Below are 25,051 nucleotides of genomic sequence, written 5' to 3' on the forward strand. Positions count from 1 at the left end.
GCCCGAAGCTTCTGGTATAGATGCGCCCTTGTTTTTAGAAAGTATGAGGTTTGCCAACATGGACCCGAACCAAGATGATGTAAGTTTCACCCCGTATCAACCGGGTAGTGATGAAGAATACATGAGCAAAGATATGGTAAAGCATTTTCGGGGTATTCTCGAAAAATGGCGCTCGCAACTTATGGAAGAAGTTGATCGCACTGTTCACCATATGCAGGACGAAGCAGCAAACTTCCCGGATCCAAATGATCGCGCCACACAGGAAGAAGAATTTACCCTGGAATTACGTACCCGTGATCGTGAACGCAAACTGATCAAAAAAATCGAAGAATCCCTGATTGATATGGATAAAGGTGATTATGGTTTTTGCGAATCATGTGGTGTTGAAATCGGTATCCGCCGTCTCGAAGCTCGTCCGACAGCAACTTTATGTATTGATTGCAAAACACTGGATGAAATTCGCGAAAAGAACCGCGCCTGATTTCACCCAAGACTCACCTCATACTTGAGTAAAAGGTAGGTCCTGAAAGCCCTGTGGTATCACAGGGCTTTTTTTTATCGTTCGTAGATATACAACAAATCCACACCGCTTTGCGTTCCTGATTCTGCTTGCAAGGTCCAAATCTTGCTTAAGGTATAACGCAATTGGACGGTACTTACCGGATCAAAGATACCAATGCCGTATCCAAGATAAAGTTTGGGTGACAGGTATTTGCCTATCTGTACTGCAGCAGTATCCGGACTTTCACCAGTGAACTCGACCGAATCCAATCCAAAGGTGCTGGCTATTTGCTCGCTGATTGCATTGCCGTTGGTAATACCAAGGTTAGTGGCTGCAGAAGCCAACATAGCCGCATCGGCCGCACTGGCTTGCCCTAATGGCCGTCCTAAAACAATATAGGACAGAACATCTTCCTGGCTCATTGAAGGCACCGAAAACAGTGTTGCCTGGGGATTACTTGCCGGGCCAGTAATATGGATACCTGCCTGATAATTCGTCCCTCTGCGAATGGCTTTTATATCCAAATCAGGGTTATCAATAGCGGCGCCGGAAAAAAGTACTCTGCCGTTATTGACAGTTAATTCACGTCCATAAGCCGCATAACTGCCATCGTTCACCGTGATTTCGCCATTGCCCAGCAAAAGCTGCCCAGCATCACCATAAATACGCAAATTCCCACCCAGACGACCAGAGAAACCCAACGCCCGAATCATTACTTTATTACCCAATTGCACAGTGACATCCACATCAGTGGCCAGACGCATTTTTTCATCATCGGCTTCCTGCCCCATGATCACCACATCCTCACTGGCTGAAACGGTGGTATTGAAATCCATCGGAGCTAATTCTGCTGTAGGAATTCTGACTGTACCACTCACTTTGGCAGTTTGTGGAGAAACCATTAGTTTTAAATCCGGCGAGGCAATAACATAAGCTTCTGGCAGGTTCATCACCTCCAGCTGGTCACCTTTAATCGTGGCATTTAATAACCAGTCTGTGTCGGTCATGCTGAAATCACCGGCAATTTCCAACTGACCTTCAGCAGATTGCGCCTGCAGCAAGATGTTCAATCCAGATAGAGGATCACCTTTAATATCACCATTAATCGCTGACAAGGTTATTCCCATATCCACTAAAAATATTTGTCCATCACGCAAACTGATAGCTGTTGTTAATTTCGGTTGATTGATTGTTCCTTGCATATCAACATTCAGCTCAAGTTTGCCGGCTAATTCATCAAATGCCAGTGTTTCCAGATTTAACGCGGCAAGATCTTCTACCGAGGTCTGTACTTGCAAAGTCAGCGGTGTATCCATCGGCGCTTCCATCAGCGTTTTGACTGCAGCAGACTGCACTCTGGCCTCTATGGGCTGCATTCCAGCAACATCCGGGGCAATCGTCATAGCTACCATACTGTCTTCAGCAGTGAGCTGATATCGTAATTCAACTGTATTAAATTCAATCGGTTCTTGCTGACTGATGGCTTCAGATTCAAGTTTTAAAACCGCCTGCTCCAACGATAGATTACCACTGCCGATAATATCCCCTTCGGCTTGCATTGCCAGTTGCAATTTGCCATTGATAAAACCAGAGAGTTTTGCGTACTCTTCAATCCAGGGTTTAAGGATTTCCACTGAAAGTTGATTGATGTCTATTTGAGTCTGCACTCCTTGCGTCGTATTTTCACCTTGCAGACACAGTTGTGCCTGCTGCGCAGATTGCCAGCAATGCTGCGTCATGATTTGTTTATCGGCTGACAATTGAATATCACCGGCTTCACGCAGCTGCCAGCTTCCCGCCATGGAATTATCGATATTCATTGACTGCAATCGGCCAGTCCATTGATTATCGGTATTCAAACTGCCTTGCAACAGGCTGGATAAACTCACTATGTCTGACTGGACCTGCAAACCAAGCTGGTGTTGAGCTCGCTTGCCACTCAAACTGAGGTCAACAGAATCAATGGTTTGCTCTGCAACCACAATCTGCGTCGAATTTACATTAAGTTTGCTTTGTTGATTGTCAGTGAGATCTATTTGGGCATCGGCGTTAATAGAACCAACCGTTAATTCATCAGCCCAGCGAATCGCGCTTCCGTCCAGTTTAGCGTCTAGTTTTAACTTAGCCAGTTCGCCAAATAATTGCCCTTGTCCATTCAAACTACCAGACAAATCAGGATGAAAATCCTGCAAATTGGGTGAGGCTAATTTCCAGCTTAAATCCAGCTGTTTCTCCACCTTACCTTTTAACGTTAATTGCGAATCGCCTAATTTGAGCAGCAAATCTTCAATATTTACATCGGTATTCACTGCTCGCAGATTACTGTCCAGAGAAAAGTTGCGTTCCCTTAATATGCCGTTTAAATGCAACTGCTGCACACTGGCCTGGAAATTTCCCTCGCCTTTATCCTGAAATTGCACTTGTGCCTGACCACTTATCCTGCCCGGCCATTCTGGGTCAAATGCTGCTGGATCCAGTTGTCGCAGGGTCAGTTTGCCATCAACCATCAGCATTTCTTTCCAATTTACTCTGCCGCTAAAACCGGCACCACCATCAGCAATTTTGGCATCAGCCCGTATATCGGTTATTCCGGCTTCCGGACTGCTGGCCAACAAATTCAATAACAGAGGAATACCATCAACAATAAAATCAGAATCGACTTTTAAATCAAAAAGTTCTTTCTCACCATTAAGCTTAAAAAGCCCGGAATAACTTTCTACTGTCCCCCCACTCAAGCTGGCTGGGAGTTGCAGATTTTTCCATCCACCATCGAGCTGATAACGCAATTCCGGTTCCCAAACCACATCACCACTCAGCGCAAGTTCCGCTAACGCAGACTTGATTTCCAGTGAATTAATCGTTGCCTGTTGCAAATCGCCACGTAAATCGGAGTTTATCGTCCAATTCTGTTCCACTGCCGCTAGCGTACTGCTCAGGATCAACCGATAATCTTGCAGATTCCCATCCAATGAAAGCTGTCCGGAAGCATCACCAACCAGGGTTTCCGCATCTTGTTGCCAGGGCCATTTAAGTTTCGACCAGCTTGCCTCGATCGAAAAGCCGCACTCCAGTGGATCCTCAGTTACCAGGATATCGCCATGCAACTCAGCAAAACTGTTTTGACTGATAGCTGCCATTAAGTCCACGCGCCAGTTAGTAAGATCATTGGAACTCAAACTCACACTGGCAGACAGCGGTGGATGCATTTCTTCAAATTCTTCCAGCTGAAAATCCAGTTCAACCTTGGCGCTGTTCAATGTGCCTTTGGCATCCAAATCAATTGCTCTGATATTGCCTACCTCAGTTTTGAGGATTCGTCCTAACGGCAGTTCTTCACTTTCAATGCTGAGACGCCAATCCAACTCATCAAGCAGATTACGCACCATAACGGTTTGTTCAGAGGCAAACGGTGCGCCTAGTTGCTGGCGTAACGTCATCTGCTGAAGATCACCGGTGATTGTTCCGGTGGCAGAAATCAGTCCCCATTGAGGATCATTGAGTCTGGCGCCGTAATTTAAATTTGTGGCGTAGGGTTGGTGTAACTGCACATTGCCAACCAGGGTGAAGGCAAATACATCCCGGTTCAGCCTCAATGAAGAGATAATCAGACGGTCATAATTCAACCTTAATGAGGTATCGAAACGATCAAACAAAGATGCTGTAACACCTTGATTATCAGTTAATTCTGCCTGCGTTACTCGCAGAGATCGGATATGTACTGCAAGTGGTATACGTATTTCCGGCAGGCTGAAGCTTTCTTCGTCTTCAACATCAATAACCGTTTCGGCCTGTTTGATTTGCAGTTTGTTTATATGGACTTGATTGATGATAAAACGACTGGAAAGTATCGACCATAACTGCCAGCGAGCATCGATGGTATCAATGTAAATCGCATCCCCATCCTCAGGTTCATAGGCAATACCCTTAAGAAAGATGCCATCGTACAGTCGGCCACGGGTTTCGTTGATAGTAAGTTCCGGTAGGGTTTGTTGAGTGAAATTTAATGCTGTATTGAAACCCGATTTGGTCATCAATAACCAATATAAACCTGCCGGTATGATCAGCAAGAATGTTATAGCGATTGTCCATAATGCACGCTTTATCACAAATCAGGTCCTATCATGATATGCAACCCAAAGGGTTTGTCTTCGTCCGAGATCCCTCTGGCCACATCGACTCGAATCAAGCCCACCGGGGAGCGCCAACGAATACCGACACCCACACTATACTCTATTGGATCTGACCAGCTATTGAATGCGTTACCAAAATCAGAAAAAATCGCCCCACCCCAATTCTGCAAAAACATCTTTTCGTATTCGACACTGCCAACAGCCGTGTAACGACCACCGATAACTTCATCAATATTGTTTTTTGGACCAAGAGATTGATAGTTAAATCCGCGAATGCTGTTATCACCCCCGGCAAAGAAACGTAAAGAGCTGGGTAATTTTGAAAAGTCACTGACTTCAGTTGCCCCAACGGTTGCTCTGGTAATAACCCGACTGGAACTGCCAACACTACGAATATATTTACCGCGCACAATTATCTGAGTGAAACTTATATCAGACAGAAAACCTTCTGCAGCCCCACTCAGCTCCAGACTGACACGTCCACCATGTCGTGTATAAATTGTGTCATCAGCCCAGGTTCGGGCATAGGCAATTCCTGGGATCAATAAGGTTGTTGAAGCAGAATCGTCTGACACGTCAAAGCTTTCATTTAAAAACTTTATGCTGCCGGTTTCTTCCCAGCCCCAACGCATGCGATTGTAATAACTACCAACAGCGATGGAACGACTTTCACTGGTGTCAGTATCTTCTTGTTTTAATTCAGTATTAAAACCAACTGTATTAATGTTTTCACTCCAGAAAGGCATCTGGTAATCGGCACCTATCCGATTGGCAATTTGCGATAAGCGACTTTCTACGGAGAGTCTGTGACCACGACTATTTACATAACGGTTTTGCCAGCCCAGACTCATCCTGGCACCAGTATCAGTACCGTAGCCCACACCAGCACTGTAGCGATGCTTCAGATTCTCATCTAATGAAACCTCTATTGGTACTTCGTCATTCTCACGGGCAGAGGTCATTGCCTGAGTTGAAACCGATGCAAAATAGCCACTGTTTTGTAAATTACTTCGCAGTGTCAGCAGTTTGCTGGAATTAAATGGTTCACCGGCTTCAATAGGTGACATCGCTTCAAGTAAATCCTCATTTACCACAGTGTCTGGAAAAGAAATCGTGCCAAACCGATAGCGTTGCTTGCCGTCATACACCAGACAAATATCTGCAGCATTTGCTTCAATATCAACCCCAACTCTGCTGCAGGTAAATGCTCCATCGAAATAGCCCCTCTCAGCGGCAATTCTCAGCAAAGACCTTTTGGCATTCTCATAATTATCATGTTTAAAGTGGTCTCCCACTTTTAGTGGCATGCTATTGACCAGAGAGGTAAATACCGGATCGGTCTTGGCATCCCCTTCCACAGCTATGTTGATTTTGCGAATTTTGATAGGTTGGCCCAGCGCAATTTGATAACTTGCCAGCCAGTTATTTTCTTTGGTTTCGGTTAATTCGGCAGTAATTTCGGGGGAGTAATATCCATATACCGTGAGCATGTGTTTCAACTCTTCAACGGCTTGGGTGTGTAACCTGTCTACACTACGGGAATCGAGTCGCGGACTGTTCTTTTGTCTGTTGATGCTCAAGCCATTCAACAGGGTTTCAATTAATTCTTTCTCTACACCGCTTATCTGGATATCGATATTTTTTTCTGTCTCCGCCATGACCAAACTGGCAGGCAAAAAACTCAAAATCAATAACAGGATGATCCTGTTGAAAAAATAATGTTGGCATAACGGCATAGAATGTCTGTCATTACTGAAGGGGGTATCAATGAGAGATGAAACAACTTCAACTGTCCTGATTATGACAGCTTGAAGCCTTCGGTGTTCTGAGCAAACGAAATTAAATGTCTAATTAAGCCGTTTGATCCGGGAGATTTTCTTTACGGAAAGCACTCGGTGAACAGCCGAAAAACAGACTAAAACGTCGACTGAAATGGCTTAAGTCATTGAAACCATAGCCATAACAAGCTTCAGTGACGCTTTGACCACCACGAATGGCATCCGCAGCGGATTTCAGCCTGAGTTGTTGATGAAATTCACCCGGCGTACAGCCCAACTGTTTTTTAAATTCAACATATAAGCGGCTACGACTCATGCAGGCCTGTCGGCATAATTGCTCGATATCCAAAGGTTCACGCAGATTTTGTTCGAGAGTGTGAATAACCGTTGTAATGCCTGTGGCATCTGGCACGCGTTTGCAGTAACTCAATAATACATCGCGGCCCTGCTCACGAAGTAATCGGATCACCAGTTCGGATACACCCAAATCCACCATCAATTCTTTGTCAGGATCATTTCGTACATAAAACGAAACCATTCTTTCCAGCAATTGCTGAGTATCACGGGTGTGATGTTTGTGAATAATGCGTGGCTGATATTCCCAGTTGTGATCTGGTGCTTCAATTTTCACCACATCCCGCATACGTTTTGAGATAGCTTCAATACGTTCTTTGGATATCTCAATCGTCAAACAGGTAGTCGGTTGTTGCTCATTGGCATCGGGAAAATCAATTTCGACATGCTCACCGGGCGGCATCACGTAAGACTCATGTGGCACAAACAATTCGCCGGAAGCATTGTAATGGTTATGCATTACTTTTCGGCCGCTAACCATGCCGCAATATAATAAGTGATCAGCCTCAAGTGCGACGCCTGATGAACTACGATAAGTATCGTAAATACTCAATTCAGTTTCCGGACCGTTAAATGTCACTTTATTTTCTATCAGCAACTGACGGTTTTCACGTCGGCTACTTGGTGGAAATGTATTCAGGCTCATAATATGACCTTAAATAAATGTTGATTCATCATGTGTCCGATTACGTCTATAAGTCAAGTACATGGTATCCACTTCTAACAACTTCTTTTCACAGATAAAGATGTGAAATTTTCATAGCTAAAAATAGCAACTCTATCGAACGATGTGTTAACTTTTTTGTCACTTCTGGACTATCAGTCAAGTGATCAGGATTTTCAGTCAAGTAATTTAGCTGCCACAGGATTTATGCTGGGCTTTTTAAAACATAACAACATAAGAGAGAGAGATTTATGATTTACGCAAAACCAGGCACACCAGAGTCGGTGATCTCATTCAAATCACGTTATGAAAACTTTATTGGCGGTGAATGGGTTGCCCCCGTCAAAGGCGAATACTTTAATAACATTACCCCGGTAACCGGCGAAGTTATTTGTGAAATTCCCCGCTCCGGCGAAGCCGATATTGAACTGGCTTTAGATGCGGCACACGCTGCACGTGATGCCTGGGGCAAAACCTCGGTTCAAAATCGCAGCAATATCCTGTTGAAAATTGCTGATCGCATTGAAGCCAACCTTGAAAAACTGGCGGTAGCCGAAACCTGGGATAACGGTAAAGCAGTTCGTGAAACCCTCAATGCCGATATTCCATTGGCCGCTGACCATTTCCGTTATTTTGCCGGTTGTTTGCGTGCTCAAGAAGGCACAATGGGTGAAATCGATGAAAACACCGTCGCATATCATTTCCATGAACCACTGGGAGTTGTCGGTCAGATCATTCCCTGGAACTTCCCGTTATTAATGGCAGCCTGGAAACTGGCACCAGCTTTGGCGGCAGGCAACTGTGTGGTGATGAAACCGGCGGAACAAACGCCAGTATCCATCCTGATTCTGGTTGAGCTGATTGCCGATCTGCTGCCTGCCGGGGTATTAAATATAGTGAACGGTTTTGGTCGTGAAGCTGGTCAGGCACTTGGTACCAGTAAACGTATTGCCAAAATCGCTTTCACCGGATCAACGCCGGTTGGTTCATTAATAATGAAATACGCTGCTGAAAATATTATTCCGTCAACCGTCGAACTGGGTGGCAAATCTCCGAATATTTTCTTTGAAGACATCATGCAGCAGGAACAGGATTACATTAATAAATGTGCCGAAGGCATGGTGCTGGCATTTTTCAACCAGGGTGAAGTTTGTACCTGCCCTTCCCGTGCGGTGATTCAAGAAAGTATCTATGACGAATTTATTGCCGTTGTCATGGAACGCGCCAAAATGATTAAACGTGGTAATCCGCTTGATACTGAAACACAAGTCGGGGCTCAGGCTTCTCAAGAGCAGTTTGATAAAATCCTCAGCTATGTTGAAATTGGTAAACAGGAAGGCGCTCAACTGTTAATGGGTGGTGGTATCGAACAGCTTGGTGCTGAATTCAATTATGGTTTCTATTTCGAACCGACATTGATGAAAGGCCACAATAAAATGCGTATCTTCCAGGAAGAAATTTTCGGACCAGTGGTTTCAGTAACAACGTTCAAAGATGAAGCTGAAGCGTTGGAAATTGCCAACGATACTGAATTTGGTCTGGGTGCAGGCTTATGGACCCGTGATATGAACCTTGCCTATCGCATGGGTCGTGCTATTCAGGCCGGACGTGTGTGGACCAACTGCTACCATCATTATCCAGCGCATGCTGCCTTCGGTGGATACAAAAAATCCGGTGTAGGTCGTGAAACGCACAAAATTGCTCTGGAACATTACCAACAAACCAAAAACCTGTTGGTCAGTTACAGCACCAGCCCGCTCGGTTTCTTTTAAAACATTCTAATCAACAAACAAACTCTCCCCTAAGCTTGGCTTTCGGGAGAGTTTTTTATTGGAAGCTGACTACATTTAACGCTGGCAGCGGGCTATACTCAAAAAGAGAGAATAATAAGGTAAGGTATTTATGGCTCAGAATAATATTGAATCAACCCTTCATGAAAACCGGCATTTCGCACCTTGCGACAGTTTTTATAAAAACTCTGCACTCAATCCTCAGAAACTTGATGCGCTTTATGCCAGGGCGGCTGAAGATCATGAAGCATTCTGGGGTGAATTAGCCAGACAGGAACTGGACTGGATCAAACCCTTCAGCAAAACATTAGATGACAGTAATGCCCCATTTTATAAATGGTTTGCCGATGGCCAATTGAATGTTTCGTATAACTGCCTAGATAGACAATTAGCAGATAATGCCGAAAAAACTGCCATCATCTTTGAAGGCGAACCTGGCGATGTGCAACATATCACTTACCGAATGCTGCATAAGAAAGTCTGTGTGTTTGCCAATGCCTTAAAAAATCAAGGTATCAAAAAAGGTGATCGGGTCATTATCTACATGCCCATGATCACCGAAGCCGTGGTGGCCATGCAGGCTTGTGCCCGCATTGGTGCCATACATTCCGTAGTATTTGGTGGATTCTCAGCTGAAGCATTAAAAGATCGTATTGAGGACACAGAGGCTAAATTAGTTGTTACCGCCGATGGTGGACATCGTGGTGGCAAAATCGTACCACTGAAAAATACCGCTGATCAGGCATTAGCAAAAGGCTGCAAAAGTGTAGAAACCGTCATTGTCTTCAAACGTTGCGGCAACGACATCAATATGCAGGATGGTCGCGATATCTGGTGGCATGATGCTGAAGAAGGTCAATCAGCAGAATGTGATCCTGAACCAATGAATGCCTGCGATCCGCTGTTTTTACTTTACACATCAGGCTCTACCGGCAAACCAAAAGGTATTCAGCATTCTTCCGCTGGTTATCTGCTGAATGCCATTACTACCATGCGTTGGGTATTTGATATTCAGGCAAAAGACGTATTCTGGTGTACTGCCGATGTTGGCTGGATCACCGGTCATACCTATGTTGCTTACGGCCCTCTGGCGGTCGGTGCAACAATGATTGTTTATGAAGGTGTACCAACGGTTCCTGATGCAGGCCGTTTCTGGGATGTGTGTGCCCGTCATCATGTCACTATTTTCTATACCGCACCGACAGCGATTCGGGCATTGATGAAAGCTGGTGATGAGATTCCACAACGTTATGACCTATCCTGCCTGCGATTATTGGGTACGGTGGGAGAACCGATTAATCCTGAGGCATGGATGTGGTATCACCGGGTGATTGGTCAGGAACGTTGCCCGATTGTGGATACCTGGTGGCAGACTGAAACCGGTGCACATATGATTGCGCCAGTGCCAGCTGTGACAGTTACCAAACCTGGTTCATGTACACGCGCCCTTCCGGGCATTGATGCAGCAGTGGTTAACGAACAAGGTGAAGCCCTTGGTGAAAATCAGGGTGGTTTTCTGGTGATTCGTAAACCTTGGCCATCGATGATCCAGACTATCTGGGGAGATGATCAACGTTATAAGGACACCTATTGGCCGTATTTCGACGGCAAATATTATCTTGCTGGTGACAGTGCGCGTCAGGATGAGGAAGGTTACTTCTGGATCATGGGCCGTATTGATGATGTGCTTAATGTGTCCGGACATCGTTTGGGTACCATGGAAATTGAATCAGCTCTGGTGGCGCACGAAGCTGTTGCCGAAGCAGCCGTGGTCGGTAAACCACACGATGTAAAAGGCGAATCGGTGTTTGCCTATGTTGTGCTTAAAGGCACACGTCCAGAAGGTGGTGTTGATGAAGAAATGACCAACGTATTACGCGCCTGGGTCGCCGATCAGATTGGACCTATCGCCAAACCAGACGAAATTCGTTATTCCGACAATCTGCCGAAAACCCGCAGCGGTAAAATTATGCGTCGCTTACTACGTACCATTGCCAAAGGTGAAGAGATCACTCAGGACACTTCAACGCTGGAAAACGAAGGCATTTTATTGCAATTACAAGGTAAGGCTTAATGGCGAAAGCCGAAACGGAAAGTCAGGAAAATCAACGGCTTGACAAATGGCTCTGGGCTGCGCGGTTTTACAAAACCCGCAGCCTGGCTGTTGAAGCGATAAACGGCGGTAAAGTCCATGCAAATGGTCAGCGGGCAAAACCCAGCCGTACTATTCATCCAGGCGATCAATTAGCCATTTCATTGCCACCTTATGAATATGTGGTGGATGTATTAGGTCTGCAAAAACAGCGGCGCCCGGCCAGCGAAGCCCAGTTGCTCTATCAGGAAACTCCGGAAAGTCGTGAAAAACGCGAACTGTTACGCGAACAAATCAAAAACGAACCGTTAGGCTTTCGTGACCAAAAAGGTCGACCCAGCAAACGGGATCGTCGGCATATTATTAAATTTACCCGTGGCGACTAATGGATAAACCTTCCCTACTTAATGCTGCAGATAAACAGCTTCCATCGCTTCGTTATGCAGTTGAATTACAAAAAACGGCTGCCAGTATCGGGTTTGACTGGCCGCATATTGATGGTGTGATTGCCAAAATTCATGAAGAACTCGACGAAGTCGCCGCTGAACTGGATGAAGCTGATCAGGTTAAATTGCAGGAAGAAATTGGTGATTTGTTATTTGCGATTACCAATCTTGCCAGGCATTTAAACATTGATCCGGAACAAGCCATTCAGCAATGTAATCAGAAATTTATCCGCCGCTTTCAGTACATTGAATCTCAAATATTCCGGCAGGGCAAAACATTGCAAACCGCCTCATTGGCTGAGCTGGATGCACTTTGGGATACAGCGAAAAACATCGAGAAAAAGAGTTAAACTCCGCCTGTAAGGCTATGTTTTTAAAAGTCTAAAAACAAACGATATGCCAACATTGAAGACTCTGTGAAACCATGTTGTTCGTAAAAACGGTGCGCTGCTTCATTGTCATTATCGGTCAGCAAGGTAATGCGTTTACAGCCTTTTTCTCTGGCAAAATCAATAGCGTGTTTCAGTAATTCCGACCCGACACCAAGTCCTCGATGTTGTGGTGCAATAACCATATCTTCCAGAATCGCGACCCGACTGCCAAGTGCCGTTGAAACGGTATACAGCAAATTCACCATGCCGATAATCTGCCCGGATTGTTTTGCCACCAGAATATCGCCTATGCCATCCCCTTCAATAATCGCTCCTAAACCGAGTGCCTGTAATTGGCTATCCGGTTTAAATTCGGCTTCCTGACTAAACAAGGTGTCGAGTAACAAACATAATTGTGGAATATCCGTGCTAACAGCTGTTTGAATTTGCATAACTTATCCAGCAGAGCTTAATGAGTTAGTTGTTTGAAATTGATCCTGGCCGGTATATACCAGAAAGTGCTTACCTTTAGCACGAGCCACCATGCCAATACCAATATTCTGAGCAATGCTGAGCCCCATCTCGGTCACACCGCTGCGTGATAACAATAACGGCACCTGCATTTGCGCCACTTTTATCACCATCTCGGACGTCAGGCGGCCAGTGGTATAAAACACTTTGCCGTCGCCTTTGATATCGTTCAGCCACATCCAGCCGGAAATCGCATCAACGGCATTATGTCTTCCAACATCTTCTACGAAAAACAACACCTCATTCTGCTGGCACAGTGCACAACCATGTACCGCCCCCGCCTGTTTATACATTTCGTTATATTCGTTTAGGGCATGCAAAACATCGTAAATTGACTCAGCACTGAACTCGGGACAGTGCAATTTGAGTGAGGACAACGAATCCATCACATGACCAAACATAGTGCCCTGCCCGCAACCACTGGTGGCAATACGTCTGGACATCAGCGAATCGAGGTTATTTTTCTGCTGATGTGTAGTCACCGCCACAGCATCGACATCCCAATCCACCTGAATGGATTTGATATGTGTTATTTCGTCGACCAGTCCCTGATTACGCAGATAACCCAGTGTAAGTAACTCCGGCTGACCACCCAAAGTCATTAAGGTCACAATCTCGCGATTATCCAGATAAATGGTAAGTGGTCTTTCACCCGTCAACGACACTTCGCGGGCTTCGCCAGACTCATCTAACACTGTCGTAGTATGTAGTCGATTTATGCCCTGATTGGTCATTTCGAGTTGATATCTAGCCACCGGTGACACTCATATGACGGAAGATAATCGGTTGTTCTTTGATATTAAAGTCATGGCCTTTCGGTTTGATGTCCATTGACTTAATGATGGCCTGTTTGAGTTTTTCAATATCACCGGGATGACGGCGGATAATGTCACGCAAATCCATCGAATGCTCCTGCCCCAGACATAACAGCAGACGGCCTTCAGTGGTGACCCGTACCCTGTTACAGCTTTCACAGAAGTTATGGCTATGCGGGGAAATAAAACCAATTTTGCTATTGGTACCAGCCGCTTTGTAATAACGGGAAGGTCCACCGGTATTGGCAATACTGCTTTGCAAGTCAAAATGTTTTTGTAATGTCGCCAGCACTTCATCACTACTACAGTAGCTTTCATTACGGCTATGAGTCACTTGGCCTAATGGCATCTCTTCGATATAGGAAATATCCAGATCATTATCGATGGCAAATTGCGCCAAATCGACAATCTCATCATCATTACGGCCTTTCATAATCACCGCATTCAATTTAATGCGTTTAAAGCCAGCTTGTTTGGCAGCATCAATGCCAGCCAATACCTGCGAGAGTTCACCAGTTCGGGTCAATTCACGAAAGCGATCGGCATTTAATGAATCCAGACTGATATTAATACGGTCCATACCGGCCGCAGCCAGCTTTTCAGCGTACTTCGGCAACTGGGAGCCATTGGTAGTCAAGTTCAATTCTTTAAGCGACGTAGTGTGCTTCAGTGCACCTATCTGCTCGATCAACCAATCAACATTACGACGCACCAAAGGTTCACCGCCGGTAATGCGGACTTTTTCCACGCCTAACTCACAAAATGCTCTAACCAGAAAAGCAATCTCTTCCAACGTCAGCAGCCGTTCGCGTGGCATGAAGGTCATTTCTTCATCCATGCAATACACACAACGAAAATCACAACGATCGGTAATCGATATGCGTACATAGTTCACGCGTCGTCCGAAGTTATCGATCAATTGTGTTTGGGTATCAGTCATGGTGTTTATTATGCGCTAGCTACGCTCTTTATGAGAAATATCACAGGAATCGTTTGCAGTGGAAAAGCCAAATAAGGCATAACCGCCACAGCGACCGCTTAAACCATTAATCAGCAGACCTAATCCCAGCAAGGCCCACCAACTTTGGTAATACAACGCAATCACTATTATAAACAGACCGATTATGATGCGTAACGTTCTATCGGTTTTGCCCAGATTCTTTTTCATTGCACTGCTCCAGATACAAACAAGCCCCTTTGCAGGGGCTTGAATGAATAACATGTCAGACTGGCAAATTAATCGCTGCTTGAGAAAGCGCCGATCAAATGCAACAGGCTGGTAAACAGGTTGTAGATACTGACATATAAGGTCACAGTCGCCATGATGTAGTTGGTTTCGCCACCGTGAATGATGTTGCTGGTTTCGTACAGAATCAAACCAGACATCAGCAATACGAACATTGCAGAAACAGCTAATGACAGACCAGGCATGCTAAAGAAGAACGCCGCCAGACCGGCCAGGAAGGCCACCAGAATACCGACAAACAGGAATCCGCCCATAAAACTGAAATCTTTCTCAGATTTAATCGCATAAGCAGACAAACCTAAAAACACAATACCGGTCGCGCCCAGGGCTTGCATAACAATTTGCGGGCCATTCGGTAAGCCTAAGTAAGCATTAACGATAGGTCCTAAAGTTAATCCCATGAAGCCTGTCAGAGCGAAAACAGACGCAATACCCCAAACACTGTTGCGCAATTTAGCCGTCAGGAACAACAGACCGAAGTAACCAATTAACGTAATAACAATGCCAGGATGTGGCAGGTTAAACACCATTGACACCCCAGCTGTAACAGCACTAAAGCCCAGCGTCATCGCCAGCAATACATACGTGTTACGTAATAGCTTGTTGGTTTGTAGCGCAGACTCGCGTGAGCGTACAACCGTTGATTGAGCATCGTAGTTCATCAGTTTTTTCTCCATTACACAGTAAAAGTATTGATGATAGGTAGTTCATCCAATGGACATCATCCTACAGGATAAGTTCTAAATGGCAATAGCAAACTAAATTTTGCTTTCACTGTTGTCAGAACAAGTCATTCCTAGTAATATGCCGCGTCTTGGAGGGTTGGCAGAGCGGTTGAATGCACCGGTCTTGAAAACCGGCGTGGGTTTATAGCCTACCCAGGGTTCGAATCCCTGACCCTCCGCCAAAACAAACTAACGGACCTCGGTCCGTTTTTTTGTATCTGGGGTTTGGAAATTGTGATTTTAGCTGTTCTGTATTTAGAAATTATTTCAGGCTATATCGTCGTATCTGAACATATCCTTTTACTACTGACATTATCCGTCGTTTCTGTCTCCGCCATCCCATGCACATCGTTGTCCCCCCCCTTCGCCATTACGTTCGAATCTGCTTAAAGCCGACCATGTATTTGGATATGTTGCCAGTAACTCAAATGCGACGTTAAAGCCAACTGCGTAGTCCAAGTCAGAGCGATGTACGGTGACGTACAGACGGGCGGCTCATAGCTGTCTAACATCAAAAATGAAGTCTCTAACTACATTAGTCAGCATGGAAGTGAACAAGCTGTACACGCTAGCAGGTTAATGTGAAGAAGACGGTGGAGAGCAACTTGTAAGCGGCTTACTTCAAAGGTGTAGAGAAATGTTTTAGAGCATTTTGTCTGGCGATGCGCAGCGTATTGGCGATACCAGTCCGACCTGCGTGATCCCATCAAAACCGGCGAAAATGTTCGCATCCATCCTGTAGGCCTTCATCACAGTGAGATTGTGCCGTTCGGTAACCGATAGTCCTTAAATAAAAGGAAGAATTATGGACAAACCTCTTTTACCATTAATATCTATGATTGACTCATATATTTCACGGAACACAGGAACTCTAGTTATATTTTTATCTACAGATCTTTATCATCAAATTCTGCATTCAAACAGAACCTCATTCAATTTAGCTTATGATCCGCCCAAATTGTTGGGACATAGTTTTTCTGTGCGAGATGATATCGATACTCAGGAGAAACAATTTTTTGTTACAGGCGATGTAGCATTGTAAGAAACAAAATAAGTTGCATGAAAATGACTACGAGCATTGCCGCAGTCCTACCCCCGATCCCTAATCGAAGAGGATGCAGTACTAAAATTCAAAATCGTTGGCACACCCACCTGCTCATTTTTCATAGTGACTTATGAGTTGTAAGTGCGTCGATAAGTTTTGCTTTAGACATTTTACTGCGGCCGGGTAAATTCTGGGATTGTGCCATTTCATAGAGCTCTGCCTTGCTTTTCGACCTGAGTTCACTGGCTTTTGGCTGACGGGTTTTGCTTTGGGATGCTGATCGTTCGCGAAGCTTACCTTGTAAACGCTCTTTCAGTACCTCCATCAGATCTACCACGTTCGTTGAACTTTCTTCGACTTCCTCGTCGTCAGTACTAGCCTTCACAATATCGGTACCGGAACGCAGCTTCTTATCGGCAAGTTTAATGATGCGCGCACTGCGTTGATCCTTAAGTTCAGCATGATCCAGTGTTTTAGTTTTTAATCCTTTGATGGCTTGTGTGAAATGCTTCACTTCAGCTGCATCTACTGATTTCATTTCAGGTAATCCAATGGCTTTCGGACTACGCAGTTCGTCAGCAAAGCGTAGCGTCTCCGCACGCAGGATCCCACGCTCGGCAATTATCGCGCACAAATATTCTTTCCCCCGCATCACAAAGGTTGCGATGCCAGCACGTCCTTCCTGCACCAAAGTTTCGGCAAGAAGTCGATAAGCTTTTGTGGAACCACCATTAGGAACCAGGAAGTACGCTCGCTCAAAATACAACGGACTCAGTGTATTCAAATCTACGAAAAGTTTGAGATCTATCTCACGGGACTTCTCAGGATCGAGTGCTTCAAGCTCATCATCCTCGATGATGACAAATCGATCTTTTTCAATTTCATAACCACGTACTAGGTTTTTAGCATCAAGCGGTTTGCTGTCTTCCGAGCCGAAAAATCGACGTTTGAGTAAATTACCTTTGTCATCAACCATTCGTAGTCGAAGTGTTGTGCCACGGGTCGCAGGAAATAAACTAACGGGAACGCTCACCAGACCAAAGGTGACAACACCAGACCAGAACGGCTTCAGGATTTCGGTTTCTTCGGTAGGTTCTTCTGCCATAACTCGACCTCACGCGCTCTTTTTTAAAGACTTTAGGCTCGCTTGCAATGCGCTCCCCAAGTCATTATTGGGTTTCTTGGATGATGGTTTGACCAACTTCAGCCGTGGTCCACCTTTTGCTTTTGACTCAACCAGTTTTAACACTCGCTCGCGATAGGCATCATGAAAAGCAGACAAGTCCAATTCATCTGCTAACATGCCAATTAACTGACGAGCCATCTCTAGCTCCTTCGGGTTCAGATCTGCACCACCGGGTGCAACTAAATCCTCTATTGCGACAACTTCATCGGCATGCTTCAACGTAATTAGTACTGGATATCCTTGATGTAGTCGCAACGCGCCCATATACATTTTCCCACGCATCACCCAACGCATGAGTCCATGCATTGCACTACTCTCAATGGCTTCAATGAAAGCAAAATAGGCTTTGCTATTGCCGTCAGGACCGAGGTAGTAAGGCCTATCGTACCAACGGTGATTAATCTGCTCGGCTGGCAGAAAAGCAATAGTCTCGATGTTGCGTGAAGGTTCGGGTTCCAATGCGTCCAGCTCAGTAGTTTCAAGGATGGCACGATCACCATTTTCAGCCACGTAGGCTCGGTGCGTTTTATCATGTGGCACTATTTTTCCTGTCTCAGGGTTAACCATTGCTCCTTTTACCGGTTGTTTATCCTTGCGGCTAAGAATACGGAAACGAATATTTCGATCCTCAATCGCAGAATAAAGTTTTACCGGCACCTGATATTTGCCACATTGAATAACCGCTTTCCAGATCGCGTGTGCTGCCATTACAAGTCCCCTGATTTTTTGTGGCAAATTGGGCAACTAGGTTCGCTGTCCATATCGAGGAGCATGCATACGGCACATACTTGTGCGTCACAAGCCCTGCAGTAGTACATCGCTTCAACATGATGCGGCTGCTCACACCAGGGACAGAGCGCTGGACCTGGCGCCATCCACCAACCGGCTCCAGATCCTGGTTCGTCGTTGTCATTATGCATACTCATAGCCCCACTGCTTTTCGCATTCGCGGAGTAATCGCAACTTGCGAATCATAAAAATCACCCCAAGGATCTTCTTTGAGATGTGCAAGCCGCCGCCGCAGGTTAGTGACTGAATACTGATCGGGACGCAAGGATGAAGTCAATTCATCCCATCTGATTGGCACCGCCACCGGCGCCCCAGATCTTGCTCGAGTTGAATAGCTAGCCACTGCGGTCGCACCACGGCCATTACGCAGATAATCGATAAAGATTTTATGTTGACGTTGGGCTTTGGGGAGTTTAGCGGTGAGCCGAGATGGCGCGTCAGCAGCGTGCCGTTCGGAAACGGCTTTTGCAAAAGCCTTAACACCATCCCAATCCGTTGTCGGACGCAGTGGTACTACTACATGCAGGCCCTTGCCGCCCGTCGTTCGTACAAAGGTATTGAAACCGAGCTTTTCGAGTCGTTCACGCAATTCTCGAGTGACTTTAAGAATATCCTTCCACTGCACACCGGGGGAAGGATCGAGATCAAAAATCATTTGATCCGGATGCTCTGTATCCGTTATCAAGCTACCAAAAGGATGGAATTCGAGCACTCCCGATTGCACCAAAGAAATGACATGTTTTATCGACTGGACATAGGCATAGGGTTTGTAACCTTTGCTTTGTCTAAAATCCTGTCGCGGTACTTTACTAGCTTGACTCGCAAGTAGATGTTTTTGGAAGAAACATTCCTGTTCTCTTCCATCAGGACACCGGACCAGGGAAAGTAAACGATTGGCAACCATCGGCATCAACCAGTCTTGGATATCCGCGTAGAATTGCGCAACTTCAAGTTTGGTAAAGCCAATATCCGGATAAACAACCCGATCCGGATGGGTGATACGGATTCCCTCCACAACATCGTCGCCTTGCGTGGTAGTCGATAAGGGTCGTTTGGGAGAAACTCTAACATCAGAATCTTTATTGGCAACGTGGGCAGTTGCGGCGCCCATAACGACCTCTTTGGCATTACGGTCCTCGCGGACTCCACGAAATATTGGATGGCGTAAACGACCTTCTCGCGTCTCATCGCTGAACTCAACGTCGACTACCAGCTGGGGAGTGACCCATGTAACACCTTTCGCATCGGGCACATTGTCTGCAAAAGGAGATGTTTGCCTTTTAGCTTTTGTCAGAACACCATGCAAGTGCTTCAACTGTTTATCGCTGAAACCTGTACCAACACGCCCTCGATAACGAAGCGCATCACCTTCCCAACTTCCAAGCAACAAGGCCCCGAATCCTTTACGCAAGCCCGACGGCGGAGTAAATCCGCCGACTAGAAATTCACCATCCTGTGAGTCTTTAATTTTTAGCCACGAATTACTGCGGCGACTGGTGTATTGAGCATCAGCAAGCTTCGCCACGGTGCCTTCCAGACCAAGTTCGCAAGCGTGTTCGAAGAACTCTCGTCCTAATCCAATAACGTGATCGGAGTACTGAATTAATGAGCCCGTGACCGCAAGGCCACTTTGCTGCAGAAGAGTCTTTAATGCAATTTTACGATCAAGAAGTGTTGCTGCCGTCAAATCGTAACCATCTAGATACATCAGGTCGAATAGGTGCAAGACCAGCGAGCCGGTATTTTTAGCACTGACCAGATCCTGCAGTTCTGCGAAGCTGGATATGCCTTGATTATCCATGGCGACCATCTCGCCATCGAGAATAGCGTCTTTTACCTTGAGAGCTCTAAGTTGCCGCACCTGTGCAGCAAACCGTCTACTCCAATCGAGGCCATTCCGTGAGAGTAATCGAATCTTTCCTTCAGCAATATGAACAACCATACGATAACCGTCAAACTTGATTTCATGAATCCATTCATCGCCATCTGGAGGGACTTCTGCCGGCGTCGCAAGTTGAGGTGCGAAGCTTGCTGGTAGAGTTTGTCGCCGAGCACCTGGAATGTTGGAAGGCGATACAGGAGGATTGTCACTCGACATAATTTCATTTTGATCAAAGGGGGCGCCCTTAGCTATCTCCTCCATAGTTCTGCCGCTAAGGATACTCAGATCGTGCGCATTAGTAGCACTGACATCATTATTCCCACGTTTGATAAGCAGCCAATTGGTAGCTGGCCTGCCGGTGGCAGCACCACTTCTAACCAGTGTCCAGGCCCCCTTCAATTTGCCCCCGTCAAGGGTGAAGTCAATGCGATCGGCAGTGCTTTTTCCGGTTACATTCCAAGTGCCTTCATCCCAAAGCATAATGGTACCGCCACCATATTGTCCCTTTGGGATAGTGCCTTCAAACGAGCCGTAGTCAATGGGATGATCTTCAACCTCTACCGCCAAACGCTTTTCGCCCCGTTTAAGACTCGGGCCTTTAGGTAACGCCCAACTTCGCAGAACTCCTCCTTCTTCAAGCCGCAAATCATAATGAAGGTGACTCGCTTTATGCTTGTGCATAACATAACGTTGGCCTTGGGAAGGATATGTATCGCCCTTGGGTTCTGCCGTGATATCAAAATCACGTTTGCGACGGTAAGTAGTAAGTGAGCGTTTCACAGTACCGTTCATGACTTTGAATTTGCTGAAGAATGAGACCAAAAAGCAACATAGTGCGTGTCAGGCAAAATATAAGACTCTTCGGACGGCAAAGTATCAGGCTTACGTTTTACCAACCAGAAAAATAGTTTGAGAATACGATGATTGCACTGTTTTAAAAGGAGTAGTGATCTGGACATAAACATGATTCATTCCAAATTTTTAATTAAGCGCTGGAGAGTTTTAAATTCCAATTACTATAAATATTGAGATGCTTTTGCTTTATGTAACACTTCGATTAGCAATGCATCGGCATGAATAATCAGAATAATTTCTTAGATGTTTGTTGCGTACTTAAATTTTATAAAAGTCATAATTTTCGCCTTTAAAGTAAGTAGACGACATTTCAATCCAAAAGTACGTTGAATTAATAATTAGAACATTAACTTACATTAAATTTAATTGAATACTAATCCTGTTGAGTAAGCTGACATATATCGATATCGAAAAAGTCGTTTATTGGGCATGGGATTAACAATTGACTACATTCAGATTGATTTCAAAAATCTGCTGATTATCGACTTCAGGAAAATAAGCAGGCTGTTGGTGCATCAAAACAATTAGTATTTTATCCTGCCACTGCGGATACAAACGATGCCAGATACGTTGTGCCATTTCTGCATCAATACCGTTAAACGGTTCATCCAGCAGAATCAGTTTCGGGTTTCTCAATAATAATCGTGCCAGACAAATTCGACGGGCCTGACCACCTGATAGTTGGCTGCCGGTATCACCCAGCCAGCTGTGTAATCCGGCTGGCAGTTGTTTGGCCCAATCATCCAGCTCGATTAAAGTCAGTGCCTGCCAAAGTTGTTGTTCGTCGACTTCATCCAGTCCCAGCGTCAAATTGCTATATAACGTCGCGGCGATGATGCTGTTTTGCTGAGTCAGATAGCCAATCTGCTTATGCCAAGCTTGTGTTTGCTCTGTACGTAGTGGAATACCATTAATCAACAACTGATAAGGCGTTGTAAATGAATCCGGTATTTCCAGTCCCGCCAGTATGTTGGCGACTGTGGATTTTCCACTTCCAGATCGGCCGGTTATAAGCAAATATTGTCCGGGGTGTAATTCAAATGCCATAGCAGTATCGATAGTGCTGATCACTTTTGGATGATCAGCCAGCATCATTGACAGTCGCTCAATATCTTCCATCGGCAGTTTCTCTGTAATCTTATGTTCGGCTAAAGGTTGCAGACGTTTTGCTGCATAACAGGTTCTACCCCACTGCCCTAACTGCCCCGGCAGGTTTTGCAGTAACTCACCCAAACCAAATACAGCTAATACCAGCATAACCGCAACCGGTCCACTGAAAATGGCATTCTGGTAGGCCCACATTGCTGCCAGCGCCACGCCTATCACCAACAGCCCATGACAGATACTGACCATTAACTGTGCATTGGCAATCTGTTGATTCAGTTTTAATTGTGCCCTGCCAATCTCACCAAGCGATTGCAGCAGTCGCGTTTGATGCGCTTCGTTTAAATGTGCAGCCTGTAGCTCCAGTTGTCCTTGCAAGTGCTCAATCGTCAGCAATCGTGCCTCGTTAATTTGCTCTGCATAAAATCGACTGATTTGAGTTGTTTTATGGGTAAACAGGCAGAAATAGAAAATGCCAGATATCAGTGTGACACCACCGAATACAAACCCAAGTGTGAGTGAGAAAAAACTCATAAATAAGGACAGCAATAACACGCTGCCTATTGCTGTCATAGGGGGTAATAAAAGCCGTAGTACAAGACTATCGAGATTATCCAAATCGGCGGTTAAACGGCTCAGCCATTCGCTATCCTGGGTGTTTCTGAGTTGTTGAACCGGTAAATCCAGTAATCCGGAAAATAGCGTGCCTCTGAATCCAGCAATAACTCGCAACACTAAATCGTGATTATGCAGACGTTCAAAATAGCGCCCTACCGTTCTGCTTAAGGCAAAAAACCGGATGCCACCACCTGGACGATAAATATCCAACATCACCGCACTGCCCGCCGTAATTGCCAAACCGGTTATCGCTGTTGCGGTGATTAACCAGCCAGACAAGGCCAACAGTCCCATTGCTGAAACAACCGTTAATAACGCCAGTAGTAAACCGATTATTAAACGTCTTTTCTGATGTTCCAGGACTTTTCCAAGCCAGAATCTAATTGGTGAAACTGTATTTGGTCGAGGACTCAACATGATCAGTCATCCCCTTTAAACTTAAAATGGAGCTGCTGATCGGCAAGCGCTAATACCTCTTTATCATGGCTGGATATCACTAAAATACACTGTGGTTTTAACTCCGCTAGTGCCGCCAAAACATACTGCCGACTCTCGGCATCTAGACTAGCCGTTGGTTCATCAAGCAATACTAAAGGTGCAGGCGAAAGTATGACTCTCGCCAACGCCAGTCGCTGTAACTGACCACCGGAAAGCCCCTCACCATGTTCATTAAGTTGACTATCTAAACCATTGTCTCTATTTGAAATTAAGGTTTCCAGGCCTAGTTGGATTAAGGCCTTTTGCATTGCTTGTTTAGTAGCTTGAGGTGCCAACACCGAAAGGTTATCGGCCCAGCTACCGTTAATGATCCAGGGCTTTTGTGGCAGATAACGAAACGCTGTTTTAGTGATTGGCTGGTTATTCAATAGCAGCTCACCGGACAACTGTGGCAGATAACCTGCCAGGGTATGCAATAAGGTGGTTTTGCCACTTCCGGAAGGGCCGCTAATCACTAGGCATTGACCTGTCGTTAACTCGATATTTAAAGGCCCTTGCAATTTTTCATTGGCGTTATAACCGATAGAGAGATTCGTTGTGATCAACTTGGATAACGTTGAATTAGATTGTTGTTCTGATATGACATCTGCAGGAAGGTTTTTAGTTGTGTCTGACTGATCCAGATATGTGGCAATTTGAGTAGCCGCTGCCAAAGCAGCAGCCCGATCATGATAGAACTGGGAGAGATTTCGTAGTGGCTGAAAAAACTCCGGTGCCAACAGCAAAATAAATAAACCACTGAATAACGTGATATCAGCCGACGGACCCCAGCTAATCGCGCCAAATAAGGCAAAGCCGATATATATAGCGATAGCGGCAATGGCCACACTGGTAAAAAACTCTAAAACGGCTGAGGATAAAAACGCCAGTTTCAGTGTTTTCATCACCACTTGCCGATAATCCTCACTGCGTAAATTCACTTCAGTTAATGCGGCAGATTCAGCAGCAAACAGTTTTAACGTGGTGAAATGTTTGACCCGATCCAGAAAATGTCCAGCCAGACGCTGGCGTTGGTTGAAAAACCGCTGATTGATGCTTTCAGCGCCCATCCCCACTAAAACCATAAACAAGGGAATCAATGGCGCTGCCAACAATAAAAATAATGCGGCTAGCCAGTTGTAATAAAACACGATCAAAACAATGATTAGCGGCGTAAGTACTGCCAATAATTGCTGTGGCCAGAATCTGGCGAAATAGCCATCCATCGCCTCGACATCTTCAATCAACTGGCTGGCTGCTGCACCGGGAGAGCGTTGGCTATGTTGCAACGCGCTGATTTGACACCACCTGAAAAGGATCTGATTTCGTAACGCCTCACGTGCATGCAAACTTGCCAGCTGAGCGTAATGTTCCTGAGCCCTGACCAGCACTGATCTTAAAATAAGTGCCAGTGCCATCAGGCCAATAATTAGGGATTGTTCAACCAGCGACTGCTGTTGAATAAGTACTGCATAGGTTAATCGTGCCAGTGCATACCACTGCACAATCATCGCAATCGATGCCAGAACGCCCAGCAATACCGCCAGAGACAACCGTCGGTGTTGCTGCTGCGTCAGATTTTTGAGTAATAAACGTCCGGCATTGATCAGGGATTTATCATGCATTCGCTAATGATAACCGCCTTTTACCT

At 45.5% G+C, this 25,051-nt stretch carries 18 protein-coding genes and 1 tRNA gene; 6 read left to right on the top strand and 13 right to left on the bottom strand.

Going from position 1 to position 25,051, the window contains the following annotated elements; all coding sequences use genetic code 11:
• Nucleotides 1-58 precede the first annotated feature (58 nt).
• Nucleotides 59-481, top strand: coding sequence for an RNA polymerase-binding protein DksA (gene dksA / locus Q7V21_RS11815; RefSeq protein WP_304917512.1), 423 nt, complete (start codon nucleotides 59-61; stop codon nucleotides 479-481).
• 74 nt (nucleotides 482-555) lie between these two features.
• Here the strand turns inward: dksA and Q7V21_RS11820 are convergent, their stop codons facing one another.
• From Q7V21_RS11820 to Q7V21_RS11830, 3 genes are all read right to left on the bottom strand, one after another.
• The gene (locus tag Q7V21_RS11820) at nucleotides 556-4,533 is read right to left on the bottom strand and encodes a translocation/assembly module TamB domain-containing protein (protein ID WP_304917495.1); all 3,978 of its coding nucleotides are present in this window, start codon (nucleotides 4,531-4,533) and stop codon (nucleotides 556-558) included.
• A 71-nt stretch (nucleotides 4,534-4,604) separates the two neighbouring features.
• Nucleotides 4,605-6,290 (bottom strand): autotransporter assembly complex family protein, encoded by a 1,686-nt coding sequence (locus tag Q7V21_RS11825; RefSeq protein ID WP_304917496.1) that lies wholly within the window; start codon nucleotides 6,288-6,290, stop codon nucleotides 4,605-4,607.
• 193 nt (nucleotides 6,291-6,483) lie between these two features.
• The gene (locus Q7V21_RS11830; protein WP_304917497.1) at nucleotides 6,484-7,410 is read right to left on the bottom strand and encodes a helix-turn-helix domain-containing protein; all 927 of its coding nucleotides are present in this window, start codon (nucleotides 7,408-7,410) and stop codon (nucleotides 6,484-6,486) included.
• Nucleotides 7,411-7,679: 269 nt separating this feature from the next.
• Here Q7V21_RS11830 and Q7V21_RS11835 point away from each other — a divergent pair, with 269 nt between their 5' ends.
• From Q7V21_RS11835 to Q7V21_RS11850, 4 genes are all read left to right on the top strand, one after another.
• Nucleotides 7,680-9,200 carry an aldehyde dehydrogenase family protein gene (locus tag Q7V21_RS11835; protein ID WP_304917498.1) on the top strand — a complete coding sequence of 507 codons (1,521 nt, stop codon included), beginning with the start codon at nucleotides 7,680-7,682 and terminating at the stop codon, nucleotides 9,198-9,200.
• 130 nt (nucleotides 9,201-9,330) lie between these two features.
• Nucleotides 9,331-11,292, top strand: coding sequence for an acetate--CoA ligase (gene acs, locus Q7V21_RS11840; protein WP_304917499.1), 1,962 nt, complete (start codon nucleotides 9,331-9,333; stop codon nucleotides 11,290-11,292).
• Nucleotides 11,292-11,696, top strand: coding sequence for an RNA-binding S4 domain-containing protein (locus tag Q7V21_RS11845; RefSeq protein ID WP_304917500.1), 405 nt, complete (start codon nucleotides 11,292-11,294; stop codon nucleotides 11,694-11,696). The genes acs and Q7V21_RS11845 overlap by 1 nt, the downstream gene beginning before the upstream one ends.
• Nucleotides 11,696-12,106, top strand: a complete 411-nt coding sequence (locus Q7V21_RS11850) for a MazG nucleotide pyrophosphohydrolase domain-containing protein (protein ID WP_304917501.1) — start codon at nucleotides 11,696-11,698, stop codon at nucleotides 12,104-12,106. The genes Q7V21_RS11845 and Q7V21_RS11850 overlap by 1 nt, the downstream gene beginning before the upstream one ends.
• A gap of 23 nt (nucleotides 12,107-12,129) precedes the next feature.
• Here Q7V21_RS11850 and Q7V21_RS11855 read toward each other — a convergent pair whose 3' ends face one another.
• From Q7V21_RS11855 to Q7V21_RS11875, 5 genes are all read right to left on the bottom strand, one after another.
• Nucleotides 12,130-12,579, bottom strand: a complete 450-nt coding sequence (locus Q7V21_RS11855; protein WP_304917502.1) for a GNAT family N-acetyltransferase — start codon at nucleotides 12,577-12,579, stop codon at nucleotides 12,130-12,132.
• A gap of 3 nt (nucleotides 12,580-12,582) precedes the next feature.
• Nucleotides 12,583-13,413 (bottom strand): formate dehydrogenase accessory sulfurtransferase FdhD, encoded by an 831-nt coding sequence (locus Q7V21_RS11860; RefSeq protein WP_304917503.1) that lies wholly within the window; start codon nucleotides 13,411-13,413, stop codon nucleotides 12,583-12,585.
• Complete coding sequence (gene moaA / locus Q7V21_RS11865; protein ID WP_304917504.1) at nucleotides 13,406-14,413, bottom strand: GTP 3',8-cyclase MoaA; 1,008 nt, start codon at nucleotides 14,411-14,413, stop codon at nucleotides 13,406-13,408. The genes Q7V21_RS11860 and moaA overlap by 8 nt, the downstream gene beginning before the upstream one ends.
• 15 nt (nucleotides 14,414-14,428) lie before the next feature.
• Nucleotides 14,429-14,641 carry a YgaP-like transmembrane domain gene (locus Q7V21_RS11870; protein ID WP_304917505.1) on the bottom strand — a complete coding sequence of 71 codons (213 nt, stop codon included), beginning with the start codon at nucleotides 14,639-14,641 and terminating at the stop codon, nucleotides 14,429-14,431.
• A gap of 68 nt (nucleotides 14,642-14,709) precedes the next feature.
• Nucleotides 14,710-15,381: a Bax inhibitor-1/YccA family protein gene (locus Q7V21_RS11875; RefSeq protein ID WP_304917506.1), complete on the bottom strand. Its 672-nt coding sequence runs from the start codon at nucleotides 15,379-15,381 to the stop codon at nucleotides 14,710-14,712.
• 154 nt (nucleotides 15,382-15,535) lie between these two features.
• Between Q7V21_RS11875 and Q7V21_RS11880 the strand changes: the two genes are divergently transcribed.
• Nucleotides 15,536-15,626: transfer RNA gene (locus tag Q7V21_RS11880), tRNA-Ser, on the top strand.
• A 981-nt stretch (nucleotides 15,627-16,607) separates the two neighbouring features.
• Here the strand turns inward: Q7V21_RS11880 and Q7V21_RS11885 are convergent.
• The 5 genes from Q7V21_RS11885 to cydD form a co-directional block, all read right to left on the bottom strand.
• On the bottom strand, nucleotides 16,608-17,594 hold the full coding sequence (locus Q7V21_RS11885) for a Ku protein (protein ID WP_304917507.1): 987 nt from the start codon (nucleotides 17,592-17,594) through the stop codon (nucleotides 16,608-16,610).
• A 9-nt stretch (nucleotides 17,595-17,603) separates the two neighbouring features.
• Nucleotides 17,604-18,383 (bottom strand): Ku protein, encoded by a 780-nt coding sequence (locus tag Q7V21_RS11890; RefSeq protein ID WP_304917508.1) that lies wholly within the window; start codon nucleotides 18,381-18,383, stop codon nucleotides 17,604-17,606.
• Between the two features lie 214 nt (nucleotides 18,384-18,597).
• Nucleotides 18,598-21,138, bottom strand: a complete 2,541-nt coding sequence (gene ligD / locus Q7V21_RS11895; protein ID WP_304917509.1) for a DNA ligase D — start codon at nucleotides 21,136-21,138, stop codon at nucleotides 18,598-18,600.
• Between the two features lie 498 nt (nucleotides 21,139-21,636).
• Nucleotides 21,637-23,340, bottom strand: coding sequence for an amino acid ABC transporter ATP-binding/permease protein (locus Q7V21_RS11900; RefSeq protein WP_304917510.1), 1,704 nt, complete (start codon nucleotides 23,338-23,340; stop codon nucleotides 21,637-21,639).
• Nucleotides 23,341-23,342: 2 nt separating this feature from the next.
• Nucleotides 23,343-25,025 carry a thiol reductant ABC exporter subunit CydD gene (gene cydD / locus Q7V21_RS11905; RefSeq protein WP_304917511.1) on the bottom strand — a complete coding sequence of 561 codons (1,683 nt, stop codon included), beginning with the start codon at nucleotides 25,023-25,025 and terminating at the stop codon, nucleotides 23,343-23,345.
• Nucleotides 25,026-25,051 lie beyond the last annotated feature (26 nt).

This window comes from Methylophaga sp., from assembly GCF_030651745.1.